General features: G+C 73.0%; 22 protein-coding genes and 1 tRNA gene. 15 read left to right on the forward strand and 8 right to left on the reverse strand.

What is annotated here, in order from left to right; translation table 11 throughout:
• Window positions 1–20: 20 nt before the first annotated feature.
• A complete protein-coding gene (locus ACZCLJ_RS13000; protein WP_463104001.1) occupies window positions 21–842 on the reverse strand; it encodes a class I SAM-dependent methyltransferase in 822 nt (273 codons plus the stop codon).
• Between the two features lie 178 nt (window positions 843–1020).
• Between ACZCLJ_RS13000 and ACZCLJ_RS13005 the strand changes: the two genes are divergently transcribed.
• Genes ACZCLJ_RS13005 through ACZCLJ_RS13015 form a run of 3 tightly spaced genes read left to right on the forward strand, consistent with a single transcriptional unit; the run spans window position 1021 to window position 3628 of the window.
• Window positions 1021–2028: a WXG100 family type VII secretion target gene (locus tag ACZCLJ_RS13005; RefSeq protein ID WP_251152997.1), complete on the forward strand. Its 1008-nt coding sequence runs from the start codon at window positions 1021–1023 to the stop codon at window positions 2026–2028.
• Window positions 2025–2846 (forward strand): hypothetical protein, encoded by an 822-nt coding sequence (locus ACZCLJ_RS13010; protein WP_463104002.1) that lies wholly within the window; start codon window positions 2025–2027, stop codon window positions 2844–2846. The genes ACZCLJ_RS13005 and ACZCLJ_RS13010 overlap by 4 nt, the downstream gene beginning before the upstream one ends.
• A complete protein-coding gene (locus tag ACZCLJ_RS13015) occupies window positions 2843–3628 on the forward strand; it encodes a hypothetical protein (RefSeq protein ID WP_463104003.1) in 786 nt (261 codons plus the stop codon). Before ACZCLJ_RS13010 ends, ACZCLJ_RS13015 begins: the two co-directional genes overlap by 4 nt.
• 45 nt (window positions 3629–3673) lie before the next feature.
• On the opposite strand, the gene idi is transcribed toward ACZCLJ_RS13015, so the two are convergent.
• Window positions 3674–4270 carry an isopentenyl-diphosphate Delta-isomerase gene (idi, locus tag ACZCLJ_RS13020; protein ID WP_463104004.1) on the reverse strand — a complete coding sequence of 199 codons (597 nt, stop codon included), beginning with the start codon at window positions 4268–4270 and terminating at the stop codon, window positions 3674–3676.
• A 168-nt stretch (window positions 4271–4438) separates the two neighbouring features.
• Between idi and ACZCLJ_RS13025 the strand changes: the two genes are divergently transcribed.
• The 3 genes from ACZCLJ_RS13025 (at window position 4439) to ACZCLJ_RS13035 (ending at window position 7604) form a co-directional block, all read left to right on the forward strand.
• A complete protein-coding gene (locus ACZCLJ_RS13025; protein WP_463104005.1) occupies window positions 4439–5563 on the forward strand; it encodes an iron chelate uptake ABC transporter family permease subunit in 1125 nt (374 codons plus the stop codon).
• Entirely contained in the window at window positions 5560–6660 is a 1101-nt protein-coding gene (gene fepG, locus ACZCLJ_RS13030) for an iron-enterobactin ABC transporter permease (protein ID WP_463104006.1), read from the forward strand. Before ACZCLJ_RS13025 ends, fepG begins: the two co-directional genes overlap by 4 nt.
• A 161-nt stretch (window positions 6661–6821) precedes the next feature.
• A complete protein-coding gene (locus ACZCLJ_RS13035) occupies window positions 6822–7604 on the forward strand; it encodes an ABC transporter ATP-binding protein (protein ID WP_463106408.1) in 783 nt (260 codons plus the stop codon).
• Between the two features lie 123 nt (window positions 7605–7727).
• Here the strand turns inward: ACZCLJ_RS13035 and ACZCLJ_RS13040 are convergent, their stop codons facing one another.
• The 3 genes from ACZCLJ_RS13040 to ACZCLJ_RS13050 all read right to left on the reverse strand — a co-directional run bounded on the left by ACZCLJ_RS13040 (window position 7728) and on the right by ACZCLJ_RS13050 (window position 10532).
• Window positions 7728–9086: a permease prefix domain 1-containing protein gene (locus tag ACZCLJ_RS13040; protein WP_463104007.1), complete on the reverse strand. Its 1359-nt coding sequence runs from the start codon at window positions 9084–9086 to the stop codon at window positions 7728–7730.
• A complete protein-coding gene (locus ACZCLJ_RS13045) occupies window positions 9086–9460 on the reverse strand; it encodes a PadR family transcriptional regulator (protein ID WP_251152990.1) in 375 nt (124 codons plus the stop codon). Before ACZCLJ_RS13045 ends, ACZCLJ_RS13040 begins: the two co-directional genes overlap by 1 nt.
• Window positions 9461–9557: 97 nt before the next feature.
• Window positions 9558–10532: a squalene cyclase gene (locus ACZCLJ_RS13050; RefSeq protein WP_463104008.1), complete on the reverse strand. Its 975-nt coding sequence runs from the start codon at window positions 10530–10532 to the stop codon at window positions 9558–9560.
• A 223-nt stretch (window positions 10533–10755) separates the two neighbouring features.
• On the opposite strand from ACZCLJ_RS13050, the gene ACZCLJ_RS13055 reads away from it, so the two are divergent.
• From ACZCLJ_RS13055 to ACZCLJ_RS13070, 4 genes are all read left to right on the forward strand, one after another.
• Window positions 10756–11121, forward strand: a complete 366-nt coding sequence (locus ACZCLJ_RS13055; protein ID WP_251152987.1) for a hypothetical protein — start codon at window positions 10756–10758, stop codon at window positions 11119–11121.
• Window positions 11122–11204: 83 nt separating this feature from the next.
• A complete protein-coding gene (locus ACZCLJ_RS13060) occupies window positions 11205–12470 on the forward strand; it encodes a glycosyltransferase (RefSeq protein ID WP_463104009.1) in 1266 nt (421 codons plus the stop codon).
• 127 nt (window positions 12471–12597) lie between these two features.
• Window positions 12598–14076, forward strand: coding sequence for an NAD-dependent succinate-semialdehyde dehydrogenase (locus ACZCLJ_RS13065; RefSeq protein ID WP_463104010.1), 1479 nt, complete (start codon window positions 12598–12600; stop codon window positions 14074–14076).
• A gap of 114 nt (window positions 14077–14190) precedes the next feature.
• A complete protein-coding gene (locus tag ACZCLJ_RS13070) occupies window positions 14191–14784 on the forward strand; it encodes a hypothetical protein (protein WP_251152984.1) in 594 nt (197 codons plus the stop codon).
• 144 nt (window positions 14785–14928) lie between these two features.
• Here ACZCLJ_RS13070 and ACZCLJ_RS13075 read toward each other — a convergent pair whose 3' ends face one another.
• Window positions 14929–17664: a pectate lyase family protein gene (locus ACZCLJ_RS13075; protein ID WP_463104011.1), complete on the reverse strand. Its 2736-nt coding sequence runs from the start codon at window positions 17662–17664 to the stop codon at window positions 14929–14931.
• A gap of 369 nt (window positions 17665–18033) precedes the next feature.
• On the reverse strand, window positions 18034–20352 hold the full coding sequence (locus ACZCLJ_RS13080; protein ID WP_463104012.1) for a helix-turn-helix domain-containing protein: 2319 nt from the start codon (window positions 20350–20352) through the stop codon (window positions 18034–18036).
• Between the two features lie 161 nt (window positions 20353–20513).
• On the opposite strand from ACZCLJ_RS13080, the gene ACZCLJ_RS13085 reads away from it, so the two are divergent.
• The 3 genes from ACZCLJ_RS13085 to ACZCLJ_RS13095 are packed head-to-tail and all read left to right on the forward strand — an operon-like array spanning window position 20514 to window position 22545.
• Entirely contained in the window at window positions 20514–21335 is an 822-nt protein-coding gene (locus ACZCLJ_RS13085) for an alpha/beta fold hydrolase (RefSeq protein WP_463104013.1), read from the forward strand.
• Entirely contained in the window at window positions 21335–21799 is a 465-nt protein-coding gene (locus ACZCLJ_RS13090) for a RidA family protein (RefSeq protein ID WP_463104014.1), read from the forward strand. Before ACZCLJ_RS13085 ends, ACZCLJ_RS13090 begins: the two co-directional genes overlap by 1 nt.
• Before the next feature lie 26 nt (window positions 21800–21825).
• Complete coding sequence (locus tag ACZCLJ_RS13095) at window positions 21826–22545, forward strand: alpha/beta fold hydrolase (protein WP_463104015.1); 720 nt, start codon at window positions 21826–21828, stop codon at window positions 22543–22545.
• Window positions 22546–22637: 92 nt separating this feature from the next.
• On the opposite strand, the gene ACZCLJ_RS13100 is transcribed toward ACZCLJ_RS13095, so the two are convergent.
• Window positions 22638–22720 (reverse strand) — tRNA-Leu (locus tag ACZCLJ_RS13100).
• A 416-nt stretch (window positions 22721–23136) separates the two neighbouring features.
• Here ACZCLJ_RS13100 and ACZCLJ_RS13105 point away from each other — a divergent pair.
• Both ACZCLJ_RS13105 and ACZCLJ_RS13110 read left to right on the forward strand, forming a co-directional pair.
• Window positions 23137–23844 (forward strand): FhaA domain-containing protein, encoded by a 708-nt coding sequence (locus tag ACZCLJ_RS13105; RefSeq protein ID WP_251152977.1) that lies wholly within the window; start codon window positions 23137–23139, stop codon window positions 23842–23844.
• 10 nt (window positions 23845–23854) lie between these two features.
• Window positions 23855–24361 carry an FHA domain-containing protein FhaB/FipA gene (locus ACZCLJ_RS13110; RefSeq protein WP_463104016.1) on the forward strand — a complete coding sequence of 169 codons (507 nt, stop codon included), beginning with the start codon at window positions 23855–23857 and terminating at the stop codon, window positions 24359–24361.
• The last annotated feature ends 6 nt before the right edge of the window (window positions 24362–24367 follow it).

Here is a 24367-nt window from a genome sequence, read left to right on the forward strand (position 1 = left end):
GGGCCTTTCCGTGCCCGCTGTCAGTACGCGCGGCGCGCGACGACGAGGAAGCGCGGCGCCTCGTCGACGAACTCGTGACCCGCCGCGAAGTGCAGGTGCAGGGCGCGCAGCGGCGCCTCGAACCGGGCGACCGCCGCGGGCGACAGGCTCGCGAGGTCGGGGACCTGCCACGCGACGACGCGCAGGTACCAGAGCAGCGACCCGAGGTCCCGGAAGCGGCGCAGCCCGCCGTGCTCGCGTGCGACGTCGACCACGAGGCCCGCGTCGCGCAGCACCTCGACCGCGCCGTCGAGCGTCACCGAGTCGGGGTCCCACGCGGGCTCGACGCCGAGCGCCGTGCACAGGCGGATGCCGTCGCGCGTGTCGACCTGCTGCGTGAGGAACACGCCGCCGGGCTCCAGGACCCGGCGCACCTCGTCCGGGTCGAACTCCTCGTGGCGGTCCAGCACGACGGCGAACTGGCCGTCGAAGAACGGCAGCACCTGGTCCTCGCCCCCCTCGACGGCGCGGACCTCCACGCCCAGCGGCGCGAGCCGACGTCGCGCCAGCGGCAGGTTCGGCGCCCAGCCCTCGGTCGCGGCCGACCCGGCGGGGAACGGTGCGAGCGACGCGAGCACCTCGCCGCCCCCGGTGCCCAGGTCGAGGACGGGCCCGCGGTCGCTCGCCACGAGCTCGCGCGCGAGCGCGGCGTAGTCCCACGGGAGCGGGTCCTCGACGACCCGTCCGTCCACCGCGGACAGGTCGGACCCGACCACCGGCACGGAACGGGCCCACGCGACGTGGGCCTCGAAGGACGCGTCGCGGGCGGGTGGGGCAGGGCGCTCGGGGACCGCGTCGGACATGCAGCGATTGTGCCCCGCGCGCCTGGGAGGCGCCCGGAGGCGGCGCGAGGCGTGCACCACGCGACTGCCGGTGCGGGCGGGGATGGGGACCTCTCCCCGTCGCCACGGCCCGACGCCGCGCGATAGCCTCCCGGAGCGCGTGCCGTCCCGGCACGGCGGGCGAGAGAGGACGGACGACGTGAGCGGTTTCTGGGGAGCCGACGTCAACCAGCTGCGCAGCCTCGCGCAGTCGCTGCAGTCCGCGTCGGAGCAGCTGAGCTCGACGACGGCCCAGGTGTCGTCGCTGGTCGAGTCCTCCACGCGCTGGCAGGGGGACGACGCGTCGCAGTTCCGCAGCGACTGGTCCGGGACGTCGATGGCGCTCCTGCGCGGGGTGAGCCAGACGCTCGCGGACGCGTCGCAGGCCGTGCTCCGCAACGCGCAGCAGCAGCACGACACGAGCACCGAGGGTGGCTCGATCCCGTCGCCGGGCGTCCCCTCGCCGGGCATCCCGACCGGCCCCGGCGGCGGCCCCCTCGGAGGCGGCGCGCCGGGCCTGCAGGGCTCGATCTGGGACGTCGGGCAGGTCGCGTGGGGTGGCGTGTCGCTCGTGCTCGCCGGCATGAAGGGCTGGAAGGTCGGCACCGCGCTCAACGGGTTCCTCCAGGCGAGCCGCCTCGCGGACGTGTCCGACGCCGCGGCGAGCGCCTCGGTCTTCGCGCGCGGCATGGTGCTCGACGACGCGATGGGCATGCTCGGCGGGCTCGGTACCGCGGGCCGGCTCCTGGGCGGTGTCGGCGGGGCGTTCGGCGTGATCGGCGGCTTCCAGCAGATGTTCGCGTCCGAGTACGACGGCGTGCGCGGCGGCGTGGACCGCGTGATGGGTGGCGTGTCCGTCATCGGTGGCGCGGGGACCATGCTCATGATGGCCGGCCTGCTCACCAACCCCGTGGGCATCGGGATCGTGGTCGGGGCCGGCGTCGTCGCGGGCGCATGGGCCCTCGGCAACCTCGTCGTCGACAACTGGGACGCGATCTCCGGCTTCGCCACCAACCCGGGTCCGTACCTCGCGGACGGGTGGGAGAACGTCCAGGACTTCGCGGGCGACGCGGTCGATACCATCGGGGACGTCGCGTCCGACGTCGGGGACGCGGTCGGCGACGGGCTCTCCGCCGCCGGTGACTTCGTCGGAGGGCTCTTCTCGTGACCGAGCAGACCGAGCAGCACATGCGGTGGTCCGTCAGCGACATCGCCGCGGCCGAGCAGACGCTCGCGCGCTCCACCGCGGGCGAGGTGACGCACGTCGTCACGCTCACCGACGAAGAGGTGACGATCCTCGACGGCCTCCACCACGAGCAGCTCGTCGCCCTCCCGTGGCTCGACGCCCAGGAGGGCGCGGACCGCGCGCTCGTCGGGCGGGTCGCGCTGCGCTCGCTCCTCGCGCGCGGTCTCGTCGTCCCGTCGGACGGCGCCGCCGCCCCCGGCCCCGACGGCGACCCGCAGGTCGGCATCGAGGCCGCGCCCGAGGTCACGGGGCCGCTCGTGCTCCGGCGCACCGCGAACGCGATCCTCTCCGCGGAGCGCACGACGGCGCTCGGCAAGCACTGGGTGTACGTGTACCTCCACGAGGACGACCGTGTGCTCGAGGAGGAGGTCGCGCCGAGCGGGCACCATGCGTTCAGCGTCTACCCGCTCGCGGACCTCGCCGGGCGTCTCGCCGTCTTCCTCGACCCCGCGACGAAGGCCGTGCTCGACGGCCGGTCGCAGACCTTCACCGTGGAGGAGTTCACGGCGCAGGCCCCGACCCTGCCGGAGATCTCCGACGCGGTCGCCGTGACGACGCTCGCGGGCGTCCGGGCCGGATCGGACGTGCTCGTCCAGGTCAGCGTCTACGCGACACCGGACGGTGTGTACGTCGTGCGCGGCGAGGAGCACGGAGCCGACGGCGCACCCGTGACGCTCACGCTGTCCGAGGTGGGTGCCGCGACGGTCCGCCGTCTCCCGCTCGAGCTGCTGGGCCGATGACGGCCGTCCCCGGCGCGCGCCCAGGTGCTCCCCTGCCGACCGGCGACCGCGCGACGGCCAAGGTCCGGCACCTCGCCGCGGCGTCGGGTCTCGGCGAGGTGCGCCACGTGTCCGCCGCGACGCTCAACGGGCCTGCGTGGACGGTCCTCGTGCTGATCGTGCTCGTGTTCTCGGCAGGGCCGTCACTCGTGGGCAACGCCGCGCCGTCGTCCGTCGCGGTGCTGCTGCCGGCGTTCGCGGCCCTCGCGGCCCTGGCCCTGTGGTTCCTCGCGTCGGAGAAGCTCGTGGTGCTCGACCACGGGATCCTCGTCGGCTCGTTCGCGCCGTTCCTGCGCCCTGCCGTCCTGCCGTTCACGGCGATCGACCCGCGCACGGTGCGGGCGGTCGTCGGCAACCAGCGCACGACGGGGCTGCTGCTCGCCGACCGGGGCGTGTCGGGCGCCTCGCGCACGGTGCTGTGGTCGCGCCGGTGCGTGACGTTCGTCGGGGTCAGCCCCGTCCTGGCACGCCGTGCCGCCGCCCGTCGCGAGCCCGTGTCGCTCGCGACGGCGCAGAGCGCCGACCTGTGGATGTTCTCCGCGCGCGACCCGCGCCGGCAGGAGGCGCTCGTCCGCGCGCTCGGCGAGACCATGCGGGCGGCCGGAGTGCCCGGCGCGCAGGACGTCGAGGCGCTCGCCCTGCCGCCGCGTCCGGTCGAGGTGTCGCCCGACGGCGCGGACCGCCTCGCGATCCCCGAGTGGATGCGCGGCCCGCGCGCGCGGCGCACACAACCGACCCGCTGATCCGGACCGCCGCGGCGGCACGTGGACGCCGGCCGGCCCGCCCCGTCAGGCCGTCGGCGACCCGAGCGCGGCGGCGAGCTGCGCCGTCGGGCCGTCGCCCGTGCCGGCAGCGGTGCGCAGCGCCGCGACCTGCAGGACCATCCACGGGCTGAACGCCCAGGGCGTGGCGTCCACGGCGCGCACGACGTCGCCCGGTTCGGCCCACGCGAGCTCCATGACCTCGTCGGGGTTCGGGTCGACGCCGCCCTCGGCGCGCGCCGTGTAGACGGGGCAGATCTCGTTCTCGACCACGCCGGACGCGTCGACCGCGCGGTACCGGAAGCCGGGGACGGCGACCTCGAGGTCGGTGACCTGCAGCCCGAGCTCGTGCTGCGCGTGGCGGGTGATCGACTCCTCGGTCGTCTCCGTCCAGCGCGGGTGGCCGCAGAACGAGTTGGTCCATACGCCGGGCCACGTGCGCTTCGCGAGCGCGCGGCGTGTGAGCAGGAGGCGGCCGGCGTCGTCGAGCACGTAGCAGGAGAAGGCCAGGTGGAGGGGCGTCTCCGTCGTGTGGACGGCGGAGCGCTCGAAGGTTCCGGTGCGGCGACCCTCGTCGTCCACGGTGACGACGTGGTCGGCGGCGACGGGGACGTGACGGGTCATGCCGTCACTCTCGCACACCGGGCGGGGCGACCCGAGACCGCGGGCCCGCCGTCAGGCGGTTTGCCGAGAGCACCGGTCGGTGAAATAAGGTGAGGCTGACCTTCGCCCTGAGGGTGCGACCGGGCGGGCCAGCCGGCCCGGTTCCGCCGAGCAGATCCTGAGAGCCGCATGTCCCCGTCCGCCGACACCCGTGCGCCGCGCGTCCCCACGCCGCGCGACGCGTCCGGCACGGTCGGCCCGCCCCCTCACGTGACGTCGTACGCACCCGACGACCGCCCCGCGCCGGGCCTCGCCCGCAGCAACGCCGCCCGCGGGCTCGGCCTCCTCCTCGCGGTCGTCGTGCTCGCCGGCGCGGTCGTGCTCAGCCTGGTCGTCGGGTCCAAGGCCGTCCCGGCCTCGACGGTCTGGGACGCGCTCACCGCGTACGACGGGTCCGCGGACCACGTGATCGTGCGCGACCTGCGCCTGCCGCGCACGGTCGTCGGTCTCCTCGTGGGCGCGGCGCTCGGCGTCGCGGGGGCGCTCATCCAGGCGATGACCCGCAACCCCCTGGCAGACCCCGGGATCCTGGGCGTCAACGCGGGCGCCGCGTTCGTGGTCGTGCTCGCGGTCGCCCTCCTCGGGATCACCGACATGTCGTCGTTCGTCTGGTTCGCGTTCCTCGGCGCGATCCTCGCGACGGTCGCGGTCTACGCGATCGGCTCGCAGGGGCGTGGGGGAGCGACCCCGGTGCGGCTCACGCTCGCCGGCGTCGCGCTCGCCGCGGTGCTCGGCGGGATCTCGCAGGGGATCATGCTCCTCGACCCCACCGTGTTCGACCGCATGCGGTTCTGGACCGCGGGCTCGCTCGCGGGTCGGACCATGGAGATGGCGGGGACGATCGCGCCGTTCGTCGTCGTCGGCCTGGTGCTCGCGCTCCTCGTCGCGCGACCGCTCAACGCCGTCGCCCTCGGCGACGACCTCGCGAGCTCGCTCGGCGCGCACGTCGGGCGCACGCGCGTGCTGGTCGGCATCTCCGTGACGCTCCTGTGCGGCGCCGCGACGGCCGTGGCGGGGCCGATCGCGTTCGTCGGGCTCATGGTCCCGCACGTCGCGCGCTGGACGGTCGGTCCCGACCAGCGGTGGATCATCCCGTACTCCGCGGTGCTCGCACCCGTCCTCCTCCTCGTCTCCGACGTCATCGGGCGTGTCATCGCGACCCCCGGCGAGGTCCAGGTCGGCGTCGTCACCGCGTTCGTCGGCGCCCCCGTGCTCATCGCGCTCGTGCGGCGCGCGAAGGCGAGCGGGCTGTGATCGCCCCGGCACCGGTACAAGGTACGCCGTCGGTCCCGCCCGACGACGGCGCCCGCGTCGACTTCGGACGCCCGACCCGCGTCGTGCGCGGGCTCGGCGGCCGCCTGAGCCAGCGGCTCGACCTGCGCACGATCGCCGTGTGCCTGGGCCTGCTGGTCGTCGCGCTCGCCATCGGGGTGGTCGCGCTCACGACGGGCGACTACCCGCTGACCGTCGCTCAGGTGCTCGGTGCGCTCGTCGGCGGCGCGGACGGCCCCGTCCAGATGGTCGTCGTCGAGTGGCGGCTCCCGCGAGCCCTCCTGGCGCTCGTGCTCGGGGCGTGCCTCGGGGCGAGCGGCGCGATCTTCCAGTCGCTCACGCGCAACCCCCTGGGCAGCCCCGACATCATCGGCTTCAACACGGGCGCGTACACGGGCGCGCTCGTCGTCATGACCGTGCTCGGGAGCGGGTACACGTCCGTCGCGGGCGGCGCGCTGCTCGGCGGGATCGCCACCGCCGCGGTGGTCTACGTGCTCGCGTACCGGCGCGGGGTCCAGGGCTTCCGGCTCATCATCGTCGGCATCGCGGTGTCGGCGATGCTCGCGTCGCTCAACACGTGGCTCATCCTCAAGGCGGACCTCGAGACCGCGATGGCCGCCGCCGTCTGGGGCGCGGGGTCGCTCAACGGGACCACCTGGGCGCAGGCGGCGCCCGCGTGCGCGCTCGCCGTGGTCATCGCCCTCCCGCTCGTGTGGCTCGCACCGCGCATGGCGATGCTCGAGCTCGGCGACGACGCCGCCACGGCGCTCGGCCTGCGCGGCGAACGGGTGCGCCTCGCCCTGGTCCTGCTGGGCGTCGCCCTCACCGCGCTCGCCACCGCCGCCGCCGGGCCCATCGCGTTCGTCGCGCTCGCCGCGCCGCAGCTCGCGCGCCGACTCACGGGCAGCGCGGGCGTCCGCATCCTGCCCGCCGCGGCGATGGGCGCCGTCCTGCTCGCCGCGAGCGACCTCGTCGCACAGCGCGCGTTCGCGCCGACCCAGCTCCCCGTCGGCGTGGTGACCGTGAGCGTCGGCGGCGCGTACCTCGTGTGGCTCCTCGTGCGGGAGGCCCGCCGATGAGCCGCCGACCGCTCGACCGCCAGCTCTCCCGACAGATCCCCCGACGTGGAAGGACACCCGTGAGCGCCACGACCTCCGCCGACCTGGTCGACGGCGACGCCGACCTCCGGACCGGGGACGCGCCGTCGGGCACGGCCGCGGACGTCCCGTCGGCCGACCGTCTGCACGCCGACGGCGTGACGCTCGGCTACGACGACCGCGTCATCTCCACGGACCTCGACGTGACGATCCCCGACGGGTCGTTCACGGTGATCGTCGGACCGAACGCGTGCGGCAAGTCGACGCTCCTGCGCGCGCTGTCGCGCCTGCTCAAGCCGTCGCGAGGCCAGGTGGTGCTCGACGGCCGGACCATCTCGTCGATCCCGGCGAAGGAGGTCGCGCGCCGCCTCGGCCTGCTGCCGCAGACGTCGATCGCGCCCGAGGGCATCACCGTCGCGGACCTCGTCGCGCGCGGCCGGTACCCGCACCAGAAGCTCCTGCGGCAGTGGTCGCGCGAGGACGAGGCCGCGGTCGTCGAGGCGATGGCTGCCACGGGCGTCACCGAGCTGTCTGCCCGGCTCGTCGACGAGCTCTCGGGCGGGCAGCGCCAGCGCGTCTGGGTCGCGATGGTCCTCGCGCAGGAGACCCCGATCCTGCTGCTCGACGAGCCGACGACGTTCCTCGACATCGCGCACCAGGTCGAGCTGCTCGAGCTGTGCACCGACCTCAACCGCGACCGCGGCAACACGCTCGTGGCGGTGCTCCACGACCTCAACCACGCGTGCTGGTACGCGACGCACCTCATCGCGATGAAGGACGGTGCGGTCGTCGCCGAGGGCGCGCCGGGCGACGTCGTGACGGCCGACCTCGTCGAGGAGGTCTTCGGGCTGCCCTGCCGCATCATCGACGACCCGGTCACGGGCACGCCCCTCGTCGTCCCGGAGGCACGGCCGCGCCGGGCTTGACGACAGTCGCCGTCGGGACCGGCACGCGCTGGCCTGGGGTGGCGTGCCGAACCCCGGGTCATGCGTCGATCGCAGGCTCGATCGGCGCGCAAACCGGGGTTCGGCGGGAGAAGTCTGAGCCGCTCAGACGAAGCCGAAGACCGGCGGGACCACGATCACGACGGCGGCCGCCCACACCGCGTAGACCGGCAGGAACCGGGTCTGCCAGCGCACGAGCGCGTCGAACGGCCGGTGCCTCAGGAACCGGACCATGAGGACGGCCGACCCGACGAGGTGGACGAGCAGCAGCAGGTTGAGCCCGAGCGCGACGGCCTTGTTGGGGCTGACGCCGAACTCGGCGATGCGCGTGAGCATGGCCGTCAGCGCGATCGCGTCGACCGCGAGCGCCCCGACGACGAGCGCGAGCTGCAGTCCGTCGAAGACCGTCGGCGGCGCGAGCGGGTCGCGGGCCGAGACCGAGTACAGCAGCAAGCACACGACGAGCACGAGGATCGCGTCCATGAGGATGAGCAAGTCGCGGTCGACGTCGGCGAGGTTCCCCGACGTGGCGAGCACGGCGAACAGCGCGACGAGCATGACGACGGTCAGCGGCGTGAACACGCGCGTGAGGACGGGTGCGATGTTCTCGACGACGTTCTGCTTGGCCTCCACGAGCCATGCCGCGACGACGAGCGCGCCGGGGACGCAGAACGGCAGGATCCAGTCCTCGAGGTACGGCTCGAGATCGACGTCGGCGAGCGAGAACACGCCGGCCGTGAGCCCGACGAGCACGCCGCCGCCGAGCGCGAGGAGCGTGAAGTACACCGCGAGCTCGCCGGTGAACCGCGCGAAGTCCATGCGCCGCGCGTCGGACCGCCATCGTCCGCCGACGTACGCGACGCCGACGAGCGCCCACAGCACGACCGGCGTGTGGATCGCCGCGATGATCTCGGTGGACCCGCCCGGGACGAACGGGTACGCGTTGAGCACGACGGCCAGAACGACGAACGGCACGAGCAGCGTCAGCCCCACCTGCCACGTGAGCCGCCGCTTCCAGGCGAAGTAGCCGGCGAGGAACGGGAAGACCAGCAGGGCGACGTTGCGCAGGAGCACCCACTCGTCGTCGACGAGCGACGTCGCCGTCCTGACCGCTACCCCCGCACCCACGGCCAGCGCGAGGACGACCGCGAGCTCGCGCCACGACCGCGTGCGGTCCGCCGGCTCCTCGCGCACGAGGACGAGCTGCTTCCACAGCCGGTCGGAGTGCTCGCGCGCGAACTCGCGCGAGACGGTGTCGAGGTCGCCCATGCGCTTCACGGCGACGAGGAACGCCTCCTCGTCGTCGAGCCCGGTGGCACGCAGGTCCTCGACGCGCTCGCGCAGGTGGTCCTCCATCTCGTCGACGTCCGCCGACGAGATGGCCTCACGACGGCGCACGTAGCCGCGCCACTGGTCGATCTGCGCCTCCAGCTCGGCGTGCGGCCCGGCCGTCGTGGGCGCCATCAGGCCCACCCGTCCGCGAGGCGCGGCGGTCGTGCGGGGTCCGGCTGCGCCGCCTGCCACACGCGCTGGAGCGCGTCGGCGACGACGACCCACTGGTCCTGCCGCTCCGCGAGCGCCTCGCGGCCCGAGGCCGTGATCGCGTAGTGCTTGCGGCGGCGACCGACGTCGGACACGCCCCACGACGCCTCCACGTGGCCGAGGCGCTCGAGCCGGTGCAGCAGCGGGTAGAGCATGCCGTCGGTCCACTGCATCCGGCCGTCGGACAGCTCGTCGACGCGCTTGAGGATCGCGTACCCGTAGGACTCGCCCTCCGCGAGGATGCCGAGCACGAGCGGGGTGGCCGACGCCGCGACCAGGTCCTTGTCGATGCGCACGGGGCGCCTCCTTCATACCTAGGACTGCTAGGGCTCGATAGCCTAGCAGGTCTAGGGGTAGGAGCCCGAGGTGTGACGTCCCCCGCGTGGGCCGCTCTCAGCGACCGTCCCACCACCGGAGGACGAGCGTCGCGTAGAGCGTCAGCCACCTCGACGGCTCGCCGGGCGGGACGTCGACCTCGAACCAGACCTGCCCCGGGTGCCGGTGCTCCTGGAGCCACGTGCCGTCGGGCCGGCGTCGCTCGCGCACGACCTCGACGGCCTCGGCCAGGCGGGGGTCGGGCGGCGTCCCGTCGACGATCGAGGCGCGGCGGAAGTAGTCGGTCGCGTGGAGCACGCTGTAGTACCAGCGGAACGGGTAGGCGAACCGCGTCGCCCAGTCACCGACGGGCTCTCCCGTGGAGAGGCGGTGGAGCAGGTGCCGCCGCAGCAGGTACTCCTCGCCCGTGGCGCGCGCGGCGCGGACCTCGTCGTCGCTCCCCGTGAGCTCCTCGTACGCGAGCAGCCCCCGCAGCGTGTTGAGCGTCGAGTGGAACGAGGAGACCGTGGCGCCCGCGACCCACTCGCAGTTCCAGCCGCCGTCGTCCAGGCGCCCGTCGATGATCCGACGCCGCAGTCCCGAGACGTCGACGCCGAGCCACGCGCCGTTCGCGAGCGTGTACCCGTTGATGCACCAGTCGACCTCGCCGTCCCAGTACGGCAGCTCGTCGTACTCCCAGCGGCAGCTCTCGGCCAGGAGCTCAGGGGTACGGCGGGCCCGCAGGACCGCGGGGTCGAGCCCCCACTCCCGCAGCGCGTTGAGCGACCACGTCGTCGCGGTCCACGGCTGGCCCTCCTCGGCCCGGCCCTCCGCGTCCGTCGCGGCCGAGCTCCCCGGGAAGTACGCGCCGCCCGCCCACCGACCGTCGGGGTCCTGGTGCGCGAGCAGCCGCGCGCAGAATCCCTCGGTCGCCACGCGGGATCTCGTCGCCTCCCACACGTCCGACGGCGCGTGGACCAGGTCGCGCTCGACCTGCCACCGCAGCGCCGGGTCGGCGTCGAGCAGCCAGCCGGTCAGGTCGTCGTCGCCCATGGACCGAGCGTAGGACCGCAGCGCAGCGCCTTCCAGGCCCCCGGCGGTCGGCACCTGGTGCGGCGGGGTCCGGGCCCGCCTGCTCGATCCGCCGTCCCGTCGTGGGAACCGGTGGCACGGCACGCCCGTGGAGAGAGCCGTCGCCGGGTTGCGTGCGCTGCCGGCCCCGACAAGGTGGTGGGACGCGGGCCGCCGGTGCCCGACGGCGAGCACAGGAGGAACGATGAGCGTGCCGACGAGCAACCCCGGGCCGATCGCGGACGTCTACCCCGGGCTGCGGGTGGTGGACAGCGCCGGCGAGGACGTCGGCACCGTGGAGGACGTCCGCACGGGCGACGCCGGCCTCGACGACAACGGCCCGGAGGACCGGGGCGGTCTCGACGACCTCCTCGGCGCGGTGATGGACGCCGTGACGACGGGCGAGGGCATCGCCGACACGGACCGGGAGCGCCTGCAGCGCCTGGGCTACGTGCGGATCGACGGCGCCGGGTTCCTCAGCGGCAACCGGTATGCGGCGGCCGAGGACATCGCCGCCGTCGAGGACGGCGTCGTGCGTCTCTCCGTCCCCGGCTCGCACCTCGTCGGCTGAGCGGTCCGGCGCGCTGCCGCGTACCGTGAGGACCGCGAGACAGCAGCCCTCGACGGCTGCACGTACTCCCGGACGGGGCGCCGATGCCGCACACCTACCTCTTCGCCCTGACCGACGGCGGCGGGACGGTCCCGCCCGAGCTGGGGGCCGCGCGTCGGCTCGTGGAGCGCGGGCACCGCGTGCGCGTGCTGGGCGAGGACTCGATGGCGCCCGAGGTGCGCGCGACGGGCGCGACGCTCGTCCCGTGGCGCCGCGCGCCGAACCGCCCCGACCGCGACCCGGCGAACGACCCGCTCAAGGACTGGGAGGCGCGCGGTCTCCTCGCGCAGGCCCGGGACATGGGCGAGCTCGTCATCGCCGGGCCCGCGCCCGCCGTCGCGCACGACGTCCTCGAGGAGATCGACCGCGAGCGACCGGACCTCGTCGTCACGTCCGTCTTCACGTTCGGCGCGATGGTCGCCGCGGAGTCGCGCGGCATCCCGTTCGACGTGCTGATCCCCAACGTCTACGCCCTGCCCACGCCGGGGCGCACGCCCTTCGGGGCAGGACTGCGACCCGCGCGCGGACCTCTCGGGCGCGCCCGGGACCGCGCCGTGACGAGCCTGTCGTCGCGCGTGTTCGACCGGTACACGATCGACGGGCTGAACGGGCTGCGCGCCCGCCTCGGGCTCGGCCCGCTGACGCACTCGTGGGAGCAGATGAGCGCCGCACGCCGCCACCTCGTCCTGACGAGCCCCGCGTTCGACCTGCCCGGCCCGCTCCCAGCGAACGCGCGGTACGTCGGGCCCGTGCTCGACGACCCGTCGTGGGCCGACGACGCCCCGTGGGCCCCTCCGCCCGGCGACGACCCGCTCGTCCTCGTCGCGCTGTCGTCGACGTTCCAGGACCAGGCCGCGCTGCTCGGTCGCATCGTCGACGCGCTCGCGATGCTTCCCGTCCGCGGCATCGTCACGACCGGGCAGAGCCTGGCGCCCGACGCGGTGCCGGGTGCGGCGAACGTCGCCGTCGTCGCGTCCGCGCCGCACCACGCGGTGCTGCCCGGCGCCGCGCTCGTCGTCACGCACGGCGGGCACGGCACGCTGGTCAAGGCCCTCGCAGCGGGGCGCCCCGTCGTGGTGCTCCCGCACGGCCGCGACCAGGCCGACAACGCGGTGCGCGTCACGCTGCGCGGCGCGGGCGTCGCGATCTCGCGACGGTCGTCCGCCGACCGCATCGCGCGGTCGGTGCGACGCGTGCTCGACGACCCCGCCTACGCCCGCGCGGCGTCCGTGCTCGGTGCCGCGATCCGCCACGACGCCGAGCACAGCACGCTCGTCACGGAGCTCGAGGGCCTCGACGCCCCGCAGTGAGGGCCGTGATCTCCGGCTCCGTCCGGCAAGCGGCCCCTCCGGCAAGCGGCCTCGTCCGGCAGACCGACGCGACATACCGCACGGTATGCTCGCTGCTGCCCTCTCAGCCGCCGGACGAAGGAGTCCCATGACCGACACCCGCGAGACCGCGCTGCTGGCCACCGTGCCCGACGCCCTGTTCGTCGGAGGGCGCTGGCGCGCCGCCGAGGACGGCGCGCTGCTGGGCGTCGACGACCCCTCGACCGGGGAGCGCCTCAAGGACGTCGCGGACGCGACGGTGGCCGACGGCGTCGCGGCGCTCGACGCCGCGTGCGACGCGTTCCCGACGTGGTCGGCGACGCCCGCGCGGCAGCGTGCCGAGGTCCTGCGGCGCGCGTTCGACCTGGTCCAGGAGCGTGCGGAGGACCTCGCGCTCCTCATGACGCTGGAGATGGGCAAGCCGCTGGCCGAGGCGCGCGGCGAGGTCGCCTACGGGGGCGAGTTCCTGCGCTGGTTCAGCGAGGAGGCGCCGCGGGTCCAGGGCCGCTACGGCCCGAACCCCGAGGGGACGGGCCGCATGGTCGTCTCTCAGCATCCCGTCGGGCCGTGCTTGCTCATCACGCCGTGGAACTTCCCGCTCGCGATGGCGACGCGCAAGATCGCGCCGGCGCTCGCGGCAGGGTGCACCGTCGTCGTCAAGCCCGCAGGCCTCACTCCCCTGACCACCCTGTTCCTCGCGCGGATCCTCGAGGACGCGGGCCTGCCGGCCGGCGTCGTCAACGTCGTCACGACGTCGCGCACCGGCCCGGTCTCGGAGGCGATCCTCCGGGACCCCCGCCTGCGCAAGCTGTCCTTCACAGGCTCCACGCCCGTCGGTCGGAAGCTCCTCGAGCAGGCCGCGGGCGGGGTCCTGCGCACCTCGATGGAGCTCGGCGGGAACGCACCGTTCGTCGTGTTCGACGACGCCGACCTCGACAAGGCCGTCGACGGCGCGATCGCGGCGAAGTTCCGCAACATCGGGCAGGCGTGCACGGCGGCCAACCGGTTCGTCGTGCACCGGTCGGTCGCGGAGGAGTTCGCGCGCCGCGTCACCGAGCGCGTGCAGTCGTTCCGCACCGGGCGGGGCACCGAGGACGGCGTGACGATCGGCCCGCTCATCGACGACCGCGCCGTCGCGTCGGCGACCGCGCTCGTGCGCGACGCCGTCGAGCGCGGCGCGAGGCTGCGCACCGGCGGGTCCGCGATCGACCGCCCCGGGTCCTTCTTCGCCGCGACGGTGCTCAGCGACGTCGCACCCGGCAGCGCGATCCTGCGCGAGGAGATCTTCGGACCGGTCCTGGCGATCGCCCCGTTCGACGACGAGGACGAGGCCGTCCGCCTCGCCAACGACACGGAGTACGGTCTCGTGTCCTACGTCTTCACGCAGGACCTCGCCCGCGGGCAGCGCATGATCGAGCGCCTGCAGACCGGGATGATGGGCCTCAACGTCGGCGTCGTGTCGAACGCCGCCGCACCCTTCGGCGGCTGGAAGCAGTCCGGGCTCGGCCGTGAAGGCGGCGCCGAGGGCATCCACGAGTACCTCCAGACGAAGTACACGCTCACGCCCGACCCGTTCGCGGCGTCGTGAGGACGACCTGCGCAGGACGCCCGCCGCGCGCTTATACCCCGCGTCGACCGTCCACGCACGTCAGACCGGACGAACGTGTAGATGTCCACCCGGATTAGACGTAGTGTCTGCGGCGTGAACATCTACCTCGTGCTGTCGCGGAGCCGCACCGTCCTGTCCCGGACGATCGCCCTGGCGACGCGCGACGAGTTCACGCACGCCTCCCTCGCCCTCGACCCAGGGCTCGACCTCATGTTCAGCTTCGCGCGACGGCGCGCGAACAACCCGTTCGTGGGGTGCTTCAAGCGCGAACGGCTCGACGACGGGCTCTACCGTGGCATGGACGTCGTGCCCGGGCTCGTGCTCGAGATCCCGGTGACCCCGGACCAGCACGCGGTGGTCTGCGCCCGGATCAGCGAGTTCCTCCTGGACTCGCACGCCTACTCGTACAAGAAGACCGGGCTCGTCAGCGTCCTGACCGGGCGCGGTTCGGAGGACGACACGCGCTTCGTGTGCTCCGAGTTCGTCTACCACGTGCTCCACGGTGCGGGCGTGTGCGACCTCGGGGTCGCTCGCTGGCAGGTGCGACCGCAGATGCTGCTGGACCTCCCCGGCGAGGTCGTCTTCCGCGGCGACCTCAAGGAGTACGCGGCGCGGCACCGTCCGGGCGGGGTCCCGACGGCACCCGCGCTGACGTTCGCCCCGACCGGGACGCGCGCGCTCGCCTGACCGTCCCGGGCGCCGTCGGGCACCGGACGCCCGGGCCGCGCGTCCGGCACCGCCTCGGTCGCACCGGGCCGGACGTGCGGAGGGGCGGGGCCGGGGGCCGTGACGGCCCCACGACCCCGCCCCTGCGCGGGACGACCTGGCCGGCTACCCGGCGTAGGTCTCGAGCTCGGCGATGCGCGGCGTGCCCGACGCGCTCGTGATCACGAGGTTGATCTTCTTCGTCGACGTCGCCGGGAACGTGACCGTCCCCGCGCCCGAGCCGGTCTTGAGGACCGCACCCGTGTCGTTGTTCACGAGCCGCCAGGCACCGAGCGTGCCGCCGCCCGAGGCCGTGCGGATGACGACCGACGACACGGTCTTCGCCGTGCCCCACTTGACCGAGATCGTGCCCGTGGAGCCGCTCGGCGACCAGTAGGTGCTGGCGTCACCGTCGATCGCGTTCCCGTAGCTCGTCCCGCTGGCCTTGCTCGAGCCGTCCGCGCCCGCTCCGATGCTCAGGTTCGTGCCCGACGGCGGGTCGGTGGGCTCGGTCGGGTCCGTCGGGTCCGTGGGATCCGTCGGGTCGGTCGGGTCGGTCGGGTTCGTCGGCTCGCCGCCGAACGTGACGCGCAGCGTGCCGTCGGCCGCAAACGACCAGCCGAGCGCGCCGTCGTAGGCACCGCACGCGGAGCCGTTCGACCCGCTGTAGAACGAGTTCCCGCCCGCGTCCGTGCCGACGGTCTTGTCGTTCGACCCGGAGTCGCACGACACGTTCCCGCTGTAGCGGTGGGTGCCCGCGTCGAAGCTGAAGTTCCGCTCCTCGTTGCCGACGGCCACGTTCCCGCTCATGGTGATCGAGCCCGGGTTGGAGTTGTAGGTGAAGCCGTGCTTGCCGTTGTCCACGGCGAACGAGTTCCGCACGACGTGGTTCACCTTGATGTCCTCGCCACCGAGCTTGAAGCCGTTGCGGTCGCCGTTGCCGGCCTGGCCGCCGTTGGACAGGGTGCCGTTCTCGTAGGCGAGGGAGCTCTCGATCGTCACGGCACCGATGGGCCCGGTGTCGGACTTGGTGTACAGGTCCCAGCCGTCGTCGATGTTGTTGTGGGCGACGGTGTTGCGGAACACGTTGCCCGGGCCGGACGTGAGCTTGGCCGCGAAGCCATCCGCGTCCTCGCCGTCGGAGTCGACGTTGTCGTGCGACTCGCTCGAGACGATGAGGTTGTTCGACGGCCACTCGCTCGACGGCGCACCCGCGACGAGGCGGGACAGCTGCAGGCCGGTGTCGTGGTTGTGGCGCGTCACGACGCGCTCGATGACGTTGTTGTTGCCACCGAGGAGGATCCCGTTGTCACCCGCGTGCTCGACGACGATCCCGTACACGTGCCACCAGTCGCCGCCGATCGCGAGACCGCGGTTCGCGGGGTCCTCGGCCTGGGCCGAGAAGTTCAGCACCGGCCGCTCGCCGGGGTAGGCCGACAGGAGCGTGCGGTTGCCCGACGTGCCGTCGTTGCCCGGCTCGATCGTGACGGTCTGCGACAGGTTGTAGGTCCCGCCCCGCAGGAAGATCTCGCCGCCGGAGGCGACGCGGTCGATCGCGGCGACGAGAGTCGTCGGCGCGGCGAGCGTGCCGGCCGCGCTCGCGCTGCCGTTCGGCGCGACGTAGATCGTCTCGGCGCTCGGCTCCGGCGGGTCGGTCGGGTCCGTGGGCTCCGTCGGGTCGGTGGGGTCCGTGGGCTCCGTCGGGTCCGTCGGGTCCGTCGGGTCGGTCGGGTCCGTCGGGTCCGGGTTCTGCGGCGTGCACGAGCCGTCGGAGACCTTGAGGCCCTTGTTCGCGCCGGCCGTCTGGTTCACGAGGGCCGGGACGCAGCTCGCGCCGTCCATCGTGTACGAGTAGGGGATCGAGACGCTCGTCGTCGACGTCACGTTCGGGCCGGCCGGCTGGATGTCGCCGCCGGGGGTCGACCACGTGATGTTGTCGAAGACGTTGCCCGCGACCTGCCACGTGCCCTTCTGGTCCGTGTAGAACGTGCCGAGGACGTCCTTCGAGTCCTCGAAGTAGTTGTTCTCCACCTTGGCCTTCGCCCCGGCGCGCGAGTTGATGCCCGACTCGTTGAGCTGGACGTAGTGGTTGTTGTAGATGTGCGCGATCCCGCCGCGCAGCAGCGGGGTGCGCGAGTCGAGGTTCTCGTACTTGTTGTGGTGGAACGTCACGAAGCCGTTCGAGGTGTCGCTCTCGCTCGAGCCGATGAGGCCACCACGCCCGGAGTTGCGCAGGATGCTGTAGGACAGCGTCACGTACTGCACGCCGGCCTTCATGTCGAAGAGGCCGTCGAAGCCCTCGGACTCGCCGCCCGACGCCTCGAGCGTGACGTGGTCGACCCACACGTTGCGGACGCCGCTCTCCATGCCGATCGCGTCGCCGCCGTTGGAGGTCGGGGAGCCCGACTTCTTGACGTTCTTGACGGTCACGTTCTGGATGATGATGTTGCTGGCCTCACGGATGTGGATGCCGAGCTGGTCGAACGTGGCGCCGCTGCCCACGCCGACGATCGTGACGTTGCTGATCTGCTTGAGCTCGATGACGCCTGCTGCGGTGTTGCAGCTGTCGCCCGAGACCTTGGCGGTGTTGCCGTGGTTGATCGTGCCCTCGACCTGGATCGTGATCGGGGTGTCGTCGCTGGCCCGGTTGCACAGGGCCGCGTGGATCTGCGTCCCCGTCGTGGCCCGCACGGTCTGGCCGCCGGCGCCGCCGGTGGTCCCTCCGTTCTGGGTCGCGTAGCCCGTCGGGCTCCCGGTCACGGCTGCGGTGGCCGTCGTCGCCAGGGCGGTCACGCCCAGGGCTGCTGCGAGGGACATCGCGGCCCCCGCCGCGACGAGTCGTCGTGCGACTGGTCGTCTCATCGTTGCCTCACCTTTCGTCATCGAAAATCGGGGCAGTTCTGTTGATGCTGTTGGTGCCGTGGTGCTCCGCCGACAGGTCTGGCTGACCCGTGCGCACCGGCGCCGACGTCGTCCGCTCCTGTGCGGACGGTCGTCGAGCTCGCTCTCACGTCCCCTCGACGAGCACGAGTCGTCCTGGGCAGTGCCCGCTCCGCCGTCGGAGCGGGCACACCCATGGAGACCCGGAGGAGGACGGGTAACCGGTTTCTCGATACTAAGAGACCGGTTTCTCAGGCGCAACCCCGAGTTCTTTGACCACATCCGGGACGATCCGAGAACTTTGCCGCTCGCGGCCTCTCGGCGTCCCGGACCGAGCCGGCGAAGCAGCCGTCAGCTGGAGCGGACGGACGGCGTCCCGCCGCTTGCGGACAGCCGAGCGGCCTCGTCCAGCAGCGGGAGCAGGGTGTCCCGGAACGCCGTGTTCACCCCGGTGGTCGACGTCACGTCGAGCCCTTCGAGAGCGCGCTCGATGTCCGCCCGGGCCTGTCGGCCGTCGCCCGTCGAGAGGTGGGCGATCGCGCGTGACCGCAGGGACATCCGGACGAGGGTGAGTCCCCGCACCTCCTCCGCGATGGCGATCGCGCGGTCGGCCGCGTCGATCGCCTCGGCAGGCCGGTCGAGCGCCACGAGCGCCTCGGACATCCGGTAGTGCAGGGTGCTGACCAGGAGCGTCATGGCCCGCGTGAAGACCGGCGCCCCGGCATGCACCTGGTCGTACGCGGCACGGTACTCGTCGAGCGCGAGCTGGTGGTGACCCGTCGCCCGCGCGAGGTCGCCGAGGAGGGACGCGGCGCTCGTCGTGCCCTCGCTGTCGCCGGCGAGACCGAACTTCAGCAGTGCGGTGCGACAGGCCTCGAGGCTCCCGTCGAGCCCGTTCTCCTTGAGCATCCAGCTGAGGTAGAAGTTCGCCCAGCCCAGCTGCTGGTGGTCCTCCGACGCCTCGGCGGCGGTGACCGCGAGCCGCGCGAGCCGGAGCCCTTCCACGCGGTCCGACGACTCGACGACGGTGGCCCACACGAGGTAGCCCAGGTGCATGGCCTCGAGCCGCTCGTCCCCGAGGGCGCGCGCCGAGTCCACCGCGAGGCCGAAGAACTCCGTCCAGTGCCCCCACTCCGCCCAGAGCTCCGAGAACCAGTGCATCGCGTCGGCCACGTCGACCACCAGGGTGTGCTCGCCGGCCTTCGCCGCCGCCTGCATCGCCGGCCACCAGTGATGCTCCTCGAGGCGGATCCAGGCGTCGGCCGCCTCCGCGTCGGCGAACGTCACGCCGGCGGGGCCGGCTCCCGCCGGCGACCGCTCCGGTTCGAACCAGGCACCGGCACGCTCGAGACTCCCGAGCAGCCAGTGCCGCAACCGGTCGCGCCGCGCCTGCGTCGCCTCGGCGGCACCGTCGGCGTCGGCGGCCTCCGCGTCGGCAGCGACCCGTCGCGAGGCGGCGAACAGGCGGACCAGGTCGTGGAGGTGGTACCGGTTGCCACCGCGGGCCTCCAGCAGACCGAGGTCGGTCAGCTCGTCCAGCCAGTCCTCGACCTCACCGGGGCTGACGGGGGACGCGAGGGTCGCGGCGGCGATCCGGGCGTCGAACGTTCCGGCGTCGAGCACGGAGATCGCGCGGAACAGCGTCGCGACCGCCGGCTCGAGGTCTTCGTAGGACAACGTGAAGGCTGCCTCGACCGCCAGGTCGCCGGCCACCAGCATCCGGAAGCGGTTCTCCGCAGACCTGATCCGCGCCGAGAAGTCGCCCGCGTGGACAGCCGGCGTGCTGGCGATCCGGTTCCCCGCGATCCGCATCGCCAGCGGGACGTGGCTGGAGAGCTCCGCGAGCTCGCGCAGGTCACCGACCTCACGCTGATCCGCGGGGATGATCTTCGCCAGGAGCTCGACGCTCTCCTCCGGCCTGAGGGGACCGAGCGTGATCCGACGCACCCCTTCCAACCCGGCGAGGGCGCGCCGCGACGTGACGACGACCGCGCTGTCGGCGTGGAGCGTGAGAACGGGCCGGACCTGCCGTTCCGAGTCGGCGTTGTCCAGCAGGACGGTCACCGACGTCTCGGCGGTCACGGCACGCCACCTGAGCACCGCGTCGTCGAGAGTTCTGGGCACCGCCTCACCGAGACCGGGGACCTGACGGAGCAGCGCGCCGACGACCTGGATCGGGGTCAGGGGAGACGAGCTCAGGCCGTCGAGGTCGAGGAACAGGACCGGACGCCGGGAAGGCTCGAGGCGGTGGATCGCCTCGAGCGCTGTCGTGGTCTTGCCGATCCCCGCCAGCCCGCAGATCACGACCGGTGCGACGCGGCCCTCTCCGGACGGGGTGAGGAACGACGTGATCTCGGAGATCTCGCGCTCCCGACCGCTGAAGTCCCAGACCCGGTGCGGCGCGACCGCCGAGGCACGTGGCCCCTGCGCGGGGACGGCTCGTCGGGCCCGCGACTCGCGCAGCAGCGCCTCGCGGTCCGCGGAGCCGAGCCGGAGACCACGGGCGAGCGCGTCGACGGTCCGACGGTGCGGCGCGACGCTGACGCCGCGCTCGACGTCGCCGATCGTCCGCACGCTCACCCCCGAGCGTTCGGCGAGCGCCTCGAGGGTGAGGTCGGCCGACGTCCGCAGGCGACGGAGCTGCTCGCCGAGCGTGGGGGGTCGGTTCACCGGAGGTGACTTCCCATTTCTGCCTGCTTTCTGCCTGGTCACCCGGCCGCGACGGCGGTGAGGTGGGGACAGGCGTTCGCCCGCGGCCCCGCTCGAGCGGGCGCAGACCCCACGTCCGGCCCATCAGCCGGGACGACATCATCAGCAGCAGAGGATATTTCATGCCCTACATCACGACGTCCGACGGTACCGAGATCTACTTCACGACCCAGGGATCGGGCCAGCCGGTCCTGTTCAGCCACGGCTGGCCGCTGAGCTCGGACGCCTGGCAGGTCGAGCTCAAGCTGCTCGCGGACGCGGGCTACCAGGCCATCGCGCACGACCGGCGCGGTCACGGCCGCTCCTCGAAGACGTCCACGGGCAACGACATGGACACGTACGCGCGCGACCTCGCGGAGCTGGTGGAGGCCCTCGACCTCCGTGACCTCGTCGTGGTCGGTCACTCGACAGGTGGGGGCGAGGTGGTGCGCTACGCCGCGCAGCACGGCGCCGGTCGGGTCTCCCGCGTGGTCACGGTGGGTGCCGTGCCCCCGCTCATGGTCCAGACCGAGGACAACCCCGGCGGGCTGCCGATCAGCGTGTTCGACGACATCCGTGCCGGCGTGCTGGACGACGCCTCGCAGTTCTACCAGGACCTCGCGGAGCCGTTCTTCGGAGCCAACCGCGAGGGAGCGAACGTCTCCCAGGGCGCGAAGGACGACTTCTGGCGGCAGGGCATGCTGGTGAACCTGTCGGCCGCGTACGACTGCGTGAAGGCCTTCTCCGAGACCGACTTCACCGAGGACCTCAAGGCCCTCGACGTGCCGATCCTCATCGCGCACGGCGACGACGACCAGATCGTGCCGATCGGTGCCGCGGCGCTCCGCTCCGCCGAGCTCGTGAAGCACGGCACCCTGAAGGTCTACCCGGGAGCGCCGCACGGCGTCTACGGCGACTTCCGGAAGGCGCTCGGCGCCGACATCCTTGAGTTCCTGGCCCGCTGATGCCGGACGTGAACGCGCGCCTCGCGGACCTCGGCATCACGATCCCGCACCGGTCGCCAGCACCCGCCGGCGTCTACGTGCCCGCGGTCGTCAGCGGCAACCTCGTCCTCACGGCCGGCCAGCTCCCTCTCGTCGACGGGAGGCTCCCCGTCACCGGGAAGGTCGGCGCCGAGGTCAGCCCCGAGGTCGCCGCCGACTGCGCACGCACCAGCGCGCTCAACGCCCTCTCGGCCGTCGAGGAGGTGCTGGGCACGCTCGACCGGGTCACGCGCGTCGTGAAGGTCGTCGGGTTCGTGGCGTCCGACCCGGCCTTCACCGGCCAGCCCGGTGTGCTCGACGGGGCGTCCGAGGTGCTCGGCGCCATCTTCGGGGACGCCGGGGTGCACGCGCGGAGCGCGGTCGGCGTCGCCGCCCTGCCGTTGGACTCGCCCGTCGAGGTCGAGCTGATCGTCGAGTTCGCATGACCCACCCCCACGAAGGAGCATCGAGAATGTCTGAAGAGATCACCGTCGTCCTGGTCCACGGCGCGTTCGCCGAGTCGGCCAGCTGGTCCGGTGTGATCCCCCGGCTCACCGACGCCGGGGTGGCCGCCGTCGCCACGCCGAACCCCCTGCGCAGCGTCACCACCGACGCGGAGAACGTGCGACGGGCCGTCGAGGGGATCGGCGGCCCGGTCCTCCTCGTCGGCCACTCCTACGGCGGCGCGGTCATCACCGAGGCGGCCGTGGACAACCCTGCCGTCGTCGGTCTCGTCTACGTCGCGGCGTTCGCCCCCGACCACGGCGAGAACGCGCTCGAGCTGACCGGCCGGTTCCCCGGGAGCACCCTCGGCGAGACCGTGCGCCCGTACCCGCTCGGTGACGGGACCCACGACCTGGTCGTGGACCGGGACCTCTTCCCCGGCCAGTTCGCCGCCGACGTCCCGGCCGCCGACGCCGCGATCCAGGCACGCACGCAGCGCCCGATCCGGGACTTCGCCCTCGGCGAGCCGCAGCCGGCGCAGACCCCTGCGTGGAGGTCGCTCCCGTCGTGGTTCGTCTTCGGTGACGCAGACAAGAACATCCCGGTGGAGGGCCTGCGGTTCATGGCCGAGCGTGCCGGCGCCGTCTCGATCACGGAGATCCCCGGCGCGTCCCACTCGGTCATGGTGTCGCAGCCCGGTGCGGTGGCCGACCTGATCACCGAGGCGATCGCCCACCTGTCCAGGTAGTCGTCTCGTCGAACGCAGAAAGTCCCGGTCAGGATCACCTGACCGGGACTTTCTGAAGGTCTTCCGACTGAGAAGTCGAAACCCTCTCCACGTGCGCGAGGGGGGACTTGAACCCCCACGCCCTTTCGGACACTGGCACCTGAAGCCAGCGCGTCTGCCATTCCGCCACTCGCGCGTGCCGCAGAAGACTAGCAGGACCAGGCGTTCCCCCGGAAATCGCGCCGTCGAGCCGGGAGCCACCGCAGCCGCTGCTCGCCGACCACGACCCCACGCGCCGTCGAGCACGACATCACCGTCGTCCCGGGCCGCTCGACGACCTCCAGGTCGTGCTCGGCACCCAGGGGCGACGCGCGTCGCGCGCGGGCGCCTGCCCGACGTTCACATCGTCCGCCACGAACGCGCCACATCCGTCCCGGATTCTCCCGGCGAAACGGGCCGACGCCGCAGACGTGGTCGATACGATCTAGGTAGTCTGCCTGGACGCGGGTCCGCAGGCGGACCAGCAGCCGGACCAGCAGTCGGGCCGCCGAAGAGATCAGCAGGCTCGTCAGCAGCACGGACGTGAGCGAGCGACGAACGGGAGGAGGTGGCATGGGAGTCCTGGACCGCTTCGAGAAGGGCGTGGAGCGCGTCGTGAACAACGCGTTCTCCAAGGTCGGGCGCAGCGAGGTCAAGCCGGTCGAGCTGGCGAGCGCGCTGCGCCGGGAGGTCGACGACCGCGCCGCCGTCGTGGACCGTGACCGCACGGTCGTGCCCAACGAGTTCACCATCGAGCTGTCGGTGGACGACTTCGGCCAGGTCGAGGGGTGGGGCGCGGAGACGCTCGCCGACGAGCTGGCGTCGAACGTCACGCAGTACGCGGCGTCGCAGCACTACGCGTTCGTCGGCCCGGTGAGCGTGAGCTTCGAGCAGAACGACGTGCTCGACGTCGGGCGCTTCCAGCTGCGGTCGGCGAGCGTGCGCGGGAACGTCGCACCCGCGACCTCGGCATCGCCGAGCACGCGGCACCCTCTCGTCGACATCGACGGCCAGCGCTACCTCCTGACGGGCCCCGTGACGGTGATCGGGCGCGGGTCGGAGGCCGACATCGTGGTCGACGACCCGGGCGTCTCGCGCCGGCACCTCGAGATCCGTGTGACCCCGGAGGGTGTCATCGCGTCCGACATGGGCTCGACGAACGGGCTGTTCGTCGAGGGCCACCAGGTCCCGGCGGCGACCCTGCTCGACGGCAACTCCCTCACCATCGGTCGTACCCGCATCATGTTCTGGACCGGCGCGTCCGACAACGAGGAGTGGTGATCCGGCCCGCATGACCGACCTCACGTTCACCCTGCTCCGGCTGGGCTACCTGGTGCTGCTCTGGGTGTTCGTGCTCTCCGCGATCGGGGTGCTGCGTCGGGACCTGTACGGCACCAAGATCACCCCGCGCCGCGGGAAGAAGTCCGACGCCGGTGCTCGCCCCGCGCCTCCGGCCGCCACCGGCGCACCCGCCGCCCCCGAGCCCGCCCGGCAGTCCGCGCCGGCCGGCCCGTCCCGGCTCGTCGTCACGGCAGGCCCGCTGCGTGGGACGACGGTCCCGCTCACCACGTCGTCGATCCTCATCGGCCGTGCGCCGAGCTGCACGCTCGTCCTCGACGACGACTACTCGTCGTCGCGGCACGCCCGGATCTTCCCCCAGCACGGCTCCTGGTTCGTCGAGGACCTGGGTTCCACGAACGGCACCTACGTCGACGACCAGCGCATCACCCAGGTGATGCCGCTCGGTCCGGGGACGCACGTGCGGATCGGTCAGTCCGTCGTCGAGCTGCAGAGGTAGCCCGCA

The sequence above is a fragment of the Cellulosimicrobium sp. So1_17 genome (genome assembly GCF_055181235.1).

What these genes read in the sequence shown, in the direction of transcription:
- ACZCLJ_RS13000 (WP_463104001.1), bottom strand. Translation starts at nt 842, where the DNA reads ATGTCCGACGCGGTCCCCGAGCGCCCTGCCCCACCCGCCCGCGACGCG.
- ACZCLJ_RS13015 (WP_463104003.1), top strand. Translation starts at nt 2,843, where the DNA reads ATGACGGCCGTCCCCGGCGCGCGCCCAGGTGCTCCCCTGCCGACCGGC.
- idi (WP_463104004.1), bottom strand. Translation starts at nt 4,270, where the DNA reads ATGACCCGTCACGTCCCCGTCGCCGCCGACCACGTCGTCACCGTGGAC.
- ACZCLJ_RS13025 (WP_463104005.1), top strand. Translation starts at nt 4,439, where the DNA reads ATGTCCCCGTCCGCCGACACCCGTGCGCCGCGCGTCCCCACGCCGCGC.
- ACZCLJ_RS13040 (WP_463104007.1), bottom strand. Translation starts at nt 9,086, where the DNA reads ATGGCGCCCACGACGGCCGGGCCGCACGCCGAGCTGGAGGCGCAGATC.
- ACZCLJ_RS13050 (WP_463104008.1), bottom strand. Translation starts at nt 10,532, where the DNA reads ATGGGCGACGACGACCTGACCGGCTGGCTGCTCGACGCCGACCCGGCG.
- ACZCLJ_RS13055 (WP_251152987.1), top strand. Translation starts at nt 10,756, where the DNA reads ATGAGCGTGCCGACGAGCAACCCCGGGCCGATCGCGGACGTCTACCCC.
- ACZCLJ_RS13060 (WP_463104009.1), top strand. Translation starts at nt 11,205, where the DNA reads ATGCCGCACACCTACCTCTTCGCCCTGACCGACGGCGGCGGGACGGTC.
- ACZCLJ_RS13065 (WP_463104010.1), top strand. Translation starts at nt 12,598, where the DNA reads ATGACCGACACCCGCGAGACCGCGCTGCTGGCCACCGTGCCCGACGCC.
- ACZCLJ_RS13075 (WP_463104011.1), bottom strand. Translation starts at nt 17,664, where the DNA reads ATGAGACGACCAGTCGCACGACGACTCGTCGCGGCGGGGGCCGCGATG.
- ACZCLJ_RS13085 (WP_463104013.1), top strand. Translation starts at nt 20,514, where the DNA reads ATGCCCTACATCACGACGTCCGACGGTACCGAGATCTACTTCACGACC.
- ACZCLJ_RS13090 (WP_463104014.1), top strand. Translation starts at nt 21,335, where the DNA reads ATGCCGGACGTGAACGCGCGCCTCGCGGACCTCGGCATCACGATCCCG.
- ACZCLJ_RS13095 (WP_463104015.1), top strand. Translation starts at nt 21,826, where the DNA reads ATGTCTGAAGAGATCACCGTCGTCCTGGTCCACGGCGCGTTCGCCGAG.
- ACZCLJ_RS13105 (WP_251152977.1), top strand. Translation starts at nt 23,137, where the DNA reads ATGGGAGTCCTGGACCGCTTCGAGAAGGGCGTGGAGCGCGTCGTGAAC.
- ACZCLJ_RS13110 (WP_463104016.1), top strand. Translation starts at nt 23,855, where the DNA reads ATGACCGACCTCACGTTCACCCTGCTCCGGCTGGGCTACCTGGTGCTG.